Origin of the sequence: Bradyrhizobium forestalis (assembly GCF_002795245.1) — a bacterium.
Classification (GTDB): Bacteria; Pseudomonadota; Alphaproteobacteria; order Rhizobiales; family Xanthobacteraceae; genus Bradyrhizobium; species Bradyrhizobium forestalis.
On sequence record NZ_PGVG01000019.1, the window covers coordinates 133,370 to 142,465 of the forward strand.

Sequence of the window (9,096 nt, forward strand, 5' to 3'; positions counted from 1 at the left end):
ATGTCCAACAGCCGCATCGTCATCCTGTTCTGGCAACTGGCCATTCTCGCAGTCGTTCTCGTCGTCTGGCAGTGGGGCTTCGAATGGAGCAAGGCGCTGCTGCCGAAGGCTTACGTGCCGAAGATCCTCGATCCCTATTTCGTCGCCAAGCCGTCGCTGATCTGGCAGAGCTTCCTGCGCCTCGGCTGCTTTGCCGATACGAACGGCTTCGCCGCCTGCATCACGGGCAACGACAACAATCTGTGGCTTGCGACGCTCGTCACGCTGAAGAACACCTGGTGGGGCTTTCTGTTCGGCTCGGCGAGCGGCATCGCGGCCGGCCTAGTCCTCGGCCGTTCGGACTTCCTTGCCCGCGTGTTCGGACCCTACATCGTCGCGCTCAATTCGATACCGCGCATCGCGCTGGTACCGCTCGTCATTCTGATCTTTGGCCTCGGCGATCTCTCCAAGATCGCAACCGCTTGGCTCGTCGTGTTCTTCGTGGTGTTCTTCAACACCTTCGAGGGAACGCGTGCGGTCGACCGCGATCAGATTGCCGCCGCCCGTCTGCTCGGCGCCAGCGAATTCACGGTGCTGCGCACGGTCGTGATCCCCTCCGCGCTCGCCTGGGTATTTGCGTCGCTGCTGCCCGCCGTATCCTTTGCGCTGATCGGCGTCATCGTCGGGGAATTCATCGGCGCCGAACGTGGGCTAGGCAAGCTCATCATCGAAGCCGAGGCGCGCGCCAATGCCAGCGAGATGATGGTCGCCATCTTCGTCATGATGTTCGTCGGCATCCTGCTGGCGATCGCGGTACGCTCGCTGCAGTCCTACCTCTTGCGATGGCAGCCGCAATTCGAGGCCTCGGCGTAGCAGCCTGGCGTTACCGGCTGAACCGTGCCACCAGCTCGACATGCGGCGTGTGGCGGAACTGATCGACCGGCACCACCGCCTCCAGCCGATAGCCGCCGTCGATCAGCAGCCGCGCGTCGCGGGAAAAGGTTGCGGCGTTGCAGGACACCGCGACCACGATGGGCACCTTGCTCGCGGCGAGCTTCAACGCCTGCGCCTGCGCGCCCTGGCGCGGCGGGTCGAACACCACGGCGTCGAAATCGCGCAGCTCCTGCGGCACCAGGGGGCGGCGGAACAGATCGCGCGGCTCGCACCTGATCGGCTTCAGGCCCGGCGTGCGCGCGGCTCTCGCGAGGGCCGCGACGGCGCCGGCGTCGCTGTCATAGGCGGTGACGCGGGCCTTCTCGGCGAGCCGCAGAGCGAACGGGCCGACGCCGCAAAAGAGATCGGCGACCTCCTTGGCCTTGCCGATGCGCTCGGTGACGAGTGCCGCAAGCGTCTCCTCGCCCGCCACCGTCGCCTGCAGGAACGAGCCCGGCGGCAGCGTCACCTCCGCGCGGCCCATCTTCACCGTCGGTGGCAGGCGTTGCAGCACCAGCTCGCCGTGCCGGGTCAGTCGTGCCAGGCGATGCTGCTCGGCGACGCGCGACAGCACTGTCACCAGCGGCGTCGGCAGCGGGCCGGAGCCGCGCACGTCGATATCGAGGCCGTTGGCGGTGGCGGTGACCTGGATATCGAGCGGCTTCGTCACCGGCATCCTGGATGTCAGCGGCTCGGCCAGTGCCCAGGCCGCATCAAGCGCGCCGTCGAGCGCGGGATCGAGGATGGGACAGCGATGAATCGGAATGACGTCATGCGAGCTCGTCGCAGAGAATCCGACCTTGAGGATGTCGTGCGTGCCGAACCGGCCGTGCAGCGTGATGCGCCGGCGCCCGGCGCCGTGGGCATCGACCAGCGGCGCCACCTCGCAATCGATGCCGGCCTGCGCCAGCGTTTCAACCACGATATTGCGTTTCCAGGCGCGATACGGCTCAGCCGCCCAATGCTGGATGGCGCAGCCGCCACAGACGCCGAAATGCGGGCAGAACGGCTCGACGCGCTCGGGGCTTGCGACCTCCACCGCGAGCAGCTTGCGGCGGTCGGGATGGTGGCCCGCGACATGATCGACCTCGACGGTCTCGCCACCGAGCGTGTAGGGCACATAGATTGCTTCGCCGGCCTCGAGGCAGACGCCGTCACCGCGATGGCCGACATGATCGATCTTGATGCGCTCAACCACGGCGCGCGCCCAGGAAGAATTCGATATTGCCGTCGCCGCCCGTGATCGGCGAGGGGAACACCTCGATGTCGGTGCAGCCGAGCGAAGCGGCAAAGGCCGCGATGTCGTCGCAGATCTCCTGGTGCACGGCGGCGTTGCGGATGATGCCCTTCTTGTTGTGCTTCCGGTCCGCCTCGAATTGCGGCTTGATCAGTGCCAGCAGGCTCATCGGCGCGGCCGCCAGCGACAGCGCCACCGGCAGCACCGTCTTCAGCGAAATGAAGCTGACGTCGATCACGACGATATCGGGCCGCGCCGGCAGGCGCTTGCCCTCATAACTGCGGATGTCGGTCTCCTCCATCGACACGATCTTCGGATGATCGCGCAGCGAGGGATGCAGCTGGCTGCTGCCGACGTCGATTGCGAACACCAGGCTGGCACCGTTCGCCAGCAGCACCTCGGTGAAGCCGCCGGTGGAGGCGCCGACGTCGAGGCAGACATGGTCCTCGATATCGATCGGGTATCGCTCCAGCGCCCCGGCGAGCTTGACGCCGCCGCGGGAGACGTAGGGGTGCGCGGGCTCGGCCTGGATCACCGCGTCCTCAGCGATCGTCTCCGACGGTTTCGAGACCCGCTTGTCATCGGCCGTGACGAGCCCGGCTTCGATGGCCGCGCGTGCCCGCGCCCGGCTCTCGAACAGGCCGCGCTCGACCAGCAATACATCCGCGCGCTTGCGGGGAGGGGACATCGGATCTCCGGGGCGATGAAAGGCTAATGTAGCGATCAATCACGCGGCCGCCATCCGGACGCAAGCTCGAACGCGGCCAGATCGTCGGACGTCGATGGGCATCTTGGCCGGCGTCACCAGCGGGCAGCTGACACGGCCGACATTTCATGAAGCGAGAAGATGTGGGATCGAGATATGCGCCACAGCGCATGCTCTGCTCCCTCCCCCGCTTGCGGGGGAGGGCCGGGGAGAGGGTTGTCTCCGCGAGGAAGAACCTTCAAGAGGCGAAAGCCCTCACCCGACGCTGCGCGTCGACCTCTCCCGCAAGCGGGAGAGGTGAAACCATCAAGCCAGCTTGACCGTCTCGGTCTTCACGTCCTTGCCGAGCGCCTCGAACACCTTGGCGACGATGCCCTTGGCGTCGAGGCCGGCGCGGCCGTACATCGCGGCCGGCGTGTCGTGGTCCTGGAACACGTCGGGCAGCACCATCGAGCGGAACTTGACCATGCCGGTGTCGAGCACGCCCTGATCGGTCAGGAACTGCGCGACGTGCGACCCGAAACCGCCGACCGAGCCTTCCTCGATCGTGATCAGGATCTCATGGTCGCGGGCGAGCTTGAGCACCAGCTCGGTGTCGAGCGGCTTCATGAAGCGCGCGTCCGCAATCGTGGTCGACAGGCCATGGGCGGCGAGCTCGTCAGCAGCCTTCTCGCATTCGGCGAGGCGCGTGCCGAAGGAGAGCAGGGCGATCTTGCTGCCCTGGCGGATCATGCGGCCCTTGCCGATCTCGAGCGGAATGCCGACTTCGGGCATCTCGACGCCGCGGCCTTCGCCGCGCGGATAGCGCAGCGAGCTCGGACGGTCGTCGATTGCGACCTGGGTCGCGACCATGTGCACCAGCTCGGCTTCGTCGCTAGCCGCCATGATCACCATGTTCGGCAGGCAGCCGAGATAGGCGTTGTCGAACGAGCCGGCATGCGTCGCGCCGTCGGCGCCGACAAGGCCGGCGCGGTCGATGGCGAAGCGGACGGGCAGGTTCTGGATCGCGACGTCGTGCACGATCTGGTCGTAGCCGCGCTGCAGGAAGGTCGAGTAGATCGCGCAGAACGGCTTGTAGCCTTCGGTCGCAAGACCTGCGGCAAAGGTCACCGCGTGCTGCTCGGCGATGCCGACATCGAAGGTGCGATCGGGGAAGGCCTTGTTGAAGATGTCGACGCCGGTGCCCGACGGCATCGCCGCGGTGATGGCGACGATCTTGTCGTCCTTCTGCGCTTCCTTGACGAGGCTCTGGCCGAACACGTTCTGATAGGCCGGCGCGTTCGGCTTGGCCTTGGCCTGGGTGCCGGTCGCGACGTCGAACTTGACGACGGCGTGGTACTTGTCCGCGGACGCTTCAGCCGGGCCGTAGCCCTTGCCCTTCTGCGTCACGACGTGGACCAGGATCGGGCCGGTCTCCATGTCGCGGACGTTCTTCAGCACCGGCAGGAGATGGTCGAGGTTGTGGCCGTCGATCGGACCGACATAATAGAAGCCGAGCTCCTCGAACAGCGTGCCGCCGTCCATCATGAAGCCGCGGGAATATTCTTCGACGCGATTGGCGCGGTTGGCGAGGATCTTGGGCAGGCGCTTGTTGATCTGCTTGGCCGCATCGCGCAGCGTGCGATAGGTCTTGCCCGAGTAGAGCCGCGACAGATAGGCGCTCATGGCGCCGACCGGCGGCGCGATCGACATGTCGTTGTCGTTGAGGATGACGATCAGGCGCGAGTTCATCGCGCCCGCATTGTTCATGGCCTCATAGGCCATGCCGGCCGACATCGCGCCGTCACCGATCACGGCGATAACGTTGTTCTTGCCGCCGGAGAGGTCGCGCGCCACCGCCATGCCGAGGCCGGCGGAGATCGAGGTCGAGGAATGCGCCGCGCCGAACGGATCGTAGTCGCTCTCGCTGCGCTTGGTGAAGCCGGACAGGCCGCCGCCGGTGCGCAGCGTGCGGATGCGGTCGCGTCGGCCGGTGAGGATCTTGTGCGGATAGGCCTGGTGGCCGACGTCCCAGATCAGCCGGTCGCGCGGCGTGTCAAAGACGTAGTGGATCGCGGTGGTGAGCTCGACCACGCCGAGGCCCGCGCCGAAGTGACCGCCGGTCACCGAGACGGCATCGATGGTCTCCTGCCGCAGCTCGTCGGCCACCTGGCGAACCTGCTCGACCTTGAGCTTGCGCAGGTCTTCCGGCGTCCGGATGGTGTCGAGAAGCGGCGTCTTACTGTATGCGTTCACGGCGATTTCCAATTTGTCAGCGCCGGAAGGTCATTCCGGTGCGCGATGGGTTTGCACAATATCGGCGCAGCGCGAGTCCTCAAACCGTCGGAGCCACCTGCACGGGGCAAGGCCCCGTCTTCAAGCTTAGGTAAGCTTAAGTGCGCTCCGGTTCAGTCTCTGTGATCCCTGTCACTTAGATCGGCTTCGTCCGTCCCAAGCCAATTTCATTAGCAGTTTGAAGCGCTTGTCGTTGGTAATCGGTGCCCACGCAAGGCTTACAAAAAGCCACACTCCGCGCAGCTTTACACCAAAGCTTGGGCCAAAGCCAACCCGCCGGACCGATTAGGGGTATGCAGATGCAACCGGTGGGCCAGGGTGGTTAACCTTGGCCCGGATAGGGGGTTCCGGCCTTGCTCGGTTCCTTGGCAGGCTTTTTTTGCCTGAATGAGAGCTTTTTCGCGCCCTCAGCAGCCGATTCAGGAACGGGGACGGCATCAATTCCACCGGCACGGAACCGCGATGGTTCACGGAACAGTGCCGTGCGATCCTGAAAAGGATGCGGCGGCCACACTCCCCGTGAAAACGTCTTGCGCGGCCCTGCGTCTCGCGCGGCCCTGCATCGTCAGGAGACTGAGCGGGAAAGTCTTTACTGGACGTCGAGCGGAGCAGTGCCGGTGGGCTGGCCGCTGGCATCGGTGGTGATCTTGTCGACGCGGGCCTCGGCCTGGCGCAACAGTTCCTCGCAGCGGCGCTTCAGGGCCTCGCCACGCTCATAGATCGTCACGGATTCCTCGAGCGGCACCTTGCCGTCCTCGAGCCGCTTCACGATCGTTTCGAGTTCCTCGATCGCGCGCTCGAAGGTGAGCCTGGAGACGTCGACTTGAGTATTTTCGGCCATATCCGTTTCCGATTGCCCGATTCGCTTCACCTTTGAGAGAGCAGAGTTTTGCGGGCGTAATGTGGCGGGTGCGTCAAGCGCCCATCAGGGCGCCGACATGCGCCGTAACAGATTCTTTCAGTCCTTGCAGGTCATAGCCGCCCTCGAGCACCGAAACAATGCGGCCTCCGGCGGTCTTGTCGGCGAGGTCCATCAGCTTGCGTGTCACCCAGGCATAGTCCTCGGCGCGCAGGTTCAGCGAAGCCAAGGGATCGCGATAATGCGCGTCGAAGCCGGCGGAGACGATCAGGAGCTCGGGGCTGAATTTTTCGAGCTGCGGCAGGATCAGATTCTCGAACGCGGAGCGGAATTCCGGGCCGCCGTCCTCAGAGGCAAGCGGCGCATTGACGATGGTGTCGTGATCGCCGCGCTCGCTCTTCGCCCCGGTGCCTGGAAACAGCGGCATCTGGTGCGTCGAGCAGTACATCACGGTCGGGTCCGACCAGAAGATGTCTTGCGTGCCGTTGCCGTGATGCACGTCGAAATCGACGATGGCCGCGCGCTTGATGCCGTATTTGCGCTGGGCATGGCGCGCGGCGATCGCGACATTGTCGAAGAAGCAGAAGCCCATCGGCTTGCCGATCTCGGCGTGATGGCCGGGCGGGCGGACCGCAACGAAGGCGTTGCGGTGCTCGCCCGTCATCACCGCTTCGGTCGCCGCAACCGCGCCGCCGACGCCGCGCATCACCGCTTCCCACGTGCCCGGCGACATCGAGGTGTCGCCGTCGATATAGACCTGCCCGCTGGTCGGAGCGATGTGGCGCAACTCGGTGACGTAATGCTCGTTGTGGCAGAGCGTGACGAGATCGAGATCGCCCTCCGGCGCCTCCTCGCGCGCCAGGAACTGGAAGCGCTCATGCGACAAAGCTTCTTCCACCGCGCGCAGGCGATCCGGCCTCTCAGGGTGTCCCGGCGGCGTGACATGGTCGAGGCAGGCCTTATGGGAAAGGAGAAGCGTGCTCATCAGGTCGGCCTCATGGGATACGGGCTTTTGACGTCGTTGGCGCATCCGGCGCCAAAACGCAATGCAAAACCCAATCTAGGCGTTTGGCCGGCAATGGCAAAGGGTCGTCCCGATCCGGCCCGTTTGATCCGGATCAATTCACGCGCAGGATGCGGGTAGGCGGCAGCGGACCGATCGGCCCGTGCGCCCGGAAGAACGCGAACAGCGCGTCCGCGTCGTAGCCGCCATATTGCGGCGACGTGCCCTGTTTGGCGACGGTAAACCCGTCTCCGCCGACGGCGAGGTAGTCGTTGAGCGTGACGCGGTAGCCGGTTCCAGGTTCGATCAGCCTGCCGTTGAGCATCATCCTCTCGAGGCTAACGCGCTCACCGAATGGCTTTGATGCATCCCAAGTATAGGCGAACCCGTTCGACACCTGGAGAATCCGCGGCCGCTTCGGGTCCAGCCACTGCTGCTCGAGCATGTCCTTGAGCTGGCTGCCCGTCAGCGTCATGGTGACGAGGCGGTTGCGGAACGGCTGGCTGGCGAAGACATCGCCGAACGTGATCGCGCCATTCTCCTTCGGAACGATGTCGGTGCGGATGCCGCCGGGATTGGGGAGCGCGATGACAGCGCTGCCATCCTTCGCATCGCGGGTTGCGAGCAATTGCGCGTCGGCAATGATATCGCCAAGCGCACGTTCGCCGGCCTCGTTCGGCACGCGCGACAGTATCTGCGTCACCGAACCGGCCGGCCGGTTGGCGATCGGCGCAGAGAGCTTGTCGTAGGCGTCGATCAAAGCGCTCTGCTCGGGATCCTTGGCCAGCGAAGCATTGGCGACGATGACATTCTCGGCCTTGGCGCTGACGATGTCGCGCGTTGCGGGATCGAGCTTGAGGTCGATCGCGGTGACCAGCGTGCCGTATTTGTCGCCGCTGGTGACGAGCCGCCCGTCGATATCGCAGACATAGGCGCGATGGGTGTGGCCGCTGACGACGACGTCGACGGCGCGGTCGAACTTCTTCACGATGTCGACGATCGGCCCCGTGATGGCAGGGCATTCATTGTAGTCGCCGGCGGGCTCGCCGCCCTGGTGGATCAGCACCACGATCGCTTCGACGCCGCGCGCCTTCAGTTGCGGCACCAGCGCGTTCACCGTCTCGGCTTCGTCGCGGAATTCGAGCCCGGCAATGCCCGCTGGCGAGACGATGCCCGCGGTCTCCTTCAAGGTCAGCCCGATGAAGGCGATGGGGATGCCGTCGAATTCCCGGATCTCGTAGGGCGGCAGCACGCTCTTGCCGGTCGCGGTCTCGACGGTGGACGCCGCGAGATAACGGAATTTGGCCCCCGTGAAGGGGTGCGGTCCCTGGCAGCCGTCGAGCGGATGGCAGCCGCCGTTCTGCATCCTGAGCAGCTCGGTCTTGCCCTCGTCGAATTCGTGATTGCCGACGGACGTGATCGCAAGGCCCATCGTCGAGAGCGACTCGATCGAGGGCTCGTCGTGGAACATCGCCGACAGGAACGGGCTCGCGCCGATCAGGTCGCCGGCGGCGACGAAGATGGTGTTCTTGTGCCCCTCGCGCAGCTGCTTCACCAGCGTCGCCATGTACTCGGCGCCGCCGGCCGCCACCATCACCTTCTTGGTCTTGTCTTCAGGGTCATTGATGCGGATGCCGCCCGGCGGCGGCCGCAGATTGCCATGGAAATCGTTGATCGCGAGAATGCGCAGCTCGACGGGGGCGGCGGTCTGGGCAGAGGCGGGGAGGGCGCAGGTCAGCGCGAGTGCGGCAAGGATGGATCGGTATTGCATGGAACCGAGACTAGTCGCTCCACGCGAAGATTTCACGAAGCATTGTCGTGAAAGGGCGCTGCTTTCTTCCCTTCTCCCCTTGTGGGAGAAGGTGGCGCGAAGCGCCGGATGAAGGGTTCTATCAGCGAATAACAATGTTGAGAGGTGCTCGCGGAAACAACCCCTCACCCGTCTCGCCGCTTTGCGGCGAGCCACCCTCTCCCACAAGGCTAAGGCGTGCACATATCTCGGAGCCTCCAACCGGCTGACATTTGCTTGAAGCGGTGCCACCCTCTGCGCATAGTGATGGGACCTGGTGGCCGCTCCGAGGCGTAGCCGGTCCATCCTCCGAGGC

The 9,096-nt window shown here is 65.1% G+C and carries 7 protein-coding genes; 1 reads left to right on the top strand and 6 read right to left on the bottom strand.

Annotated features, from left to right (window positions below; genetic code table 11):
• On the top strand, positions 1-852 hold the full coding sequence (locus CVM73_RS22485) for an ABC transporter permease (protein ID WP_100234034.1): 852 nt from the start codon (positions 1-3) through the stop codon (positions 850-852).
• A 10-nt stretch (positions 853-862) separates the two neighbouring features.
• Here CVM73_RS22485 and CVM73_RS22490 read toward each other — a convergent pair whose 3' ends face one another.
• The 6 genes from CVM73_RS22490 to CVM73_RS22525 form a co-directional block, all read right to left on the bottom strand.
• Positions 863-2,110 (bottom strand): class I SAM-dependent RNA methyltransferase, encoded by a 1,248-nt coding sequence (locus CVM73_RS22490; RefSeq protein WP_100234035.1) that lies wholly within the window; start codon positions 2,108-2,110, stop codon positions 863-865.
• Positions 2,103-2,837, bottom strand: a complete 735-nt coding sequence (locus CVM73_RS22495; protein ID WP_100234036.1) for a TlyA family RNA methyltransferase — start codon at positions 2,835-2,837, stop codon at positions 2,103-2,105. Before CVM73_RS22495 ends, CVM73_RS22490 begins: the two co-directional genes overlap by 8 nt.
• 324 nt (positions 2,838-3,161) lie before the next feature.
• Positions 3,162-5,090 (bottom strand): 1-deoxy-D-xylulose-5-phosphate synthase, encoded by a 1,929-nt coding sequence (gene dxs / locus CVM73_RS22510; protein ID WP_100234057.1) that lies wholly within the window; start codon positions 5,088-5,090, stop codon positions 3,162-3,164.
• A gap of 628 nt (positions 5,091-5,718) precedes the next feature.
• Positions 5,719-5,970: an exodeoxyribonuclease VII small subunit gene (locus CVM73_RS22515; RefSeq protein ID WP_061021206.1), complete on the bottom strand. Its 252-nt coding sequence runs from the start codon at positions 5,968-5,970 to the stop codon at positions 5,719-5,721.
• A 73-nt stretch (positions 5,971-6,043) separates the two neighbouring features.
• The gene (locus CVM73_RS22520; protein WP_100234037.1) at positions 6,044-6,973 is read right to left on the bottom strand and encodes a histone deacetylase family protein; all 930 of its coding nucleotides are present in this window, start codon (positions 6,971-6,973) and stop codon (positions 6,044-6,046) included.
• A gap of 133 nt (positions 6,974-7,106) precedes the next feature.
• Entirely contained in the window at positions 7,107-8,762 is a 1,656-nt protein-coding gene (locus CVM73_RS22525; protein WP_100234038.1) for a bifunctional metallophosphatase/5'-nucleotidase, read from the bottom strand.
• Positions 8,763-9,096: the final 334 nt, after the last annotated feature.